The organism is Kitasatospora sp. NPDC022856 (assembly GCF_055561235.1).
On the sequence record NZ_JBVHHE010000051.1, the window covers coordinates 26,188 to 26,450 of the forward strand.

At 75.3% G+C, this 263-nt stretch carries 1 pseudogene; it reads right to left on the reverse strand.

Annotated features, from left to right (window positions below):
- Window positions 1–263 (reverse strand): annotated as a pseudogene (locus ACZ34W_RS34225) (PLL family lectin); the annotation flags it as partial.

The window sequence follows — 263 nt, forward strand, 5'->3', positions numbered from 1 at the left end:
GCGAGACCGCCGCGATCCCGCCGGTGGGGGCGGCGCTGCCGGGGCCCGAGAGTTCGAAGCCCTGCCAGGCGGCGCCCTCGTACCAGTACCGGTCCTGCACCGACCCGTTGGCGCCGACGAAGAAGACCTCCATGCTGCCCGGGATCCGCGAGACCGCCGCGATGCCACCGGTGGGGGCGGCGCTGCCGGGGCCCGAGAGTTCGAAGCCCTGCCAGGCGGCGCCCTCGTACCAGTACCGGTCCTGCACCGACCCGTTGGCGCCG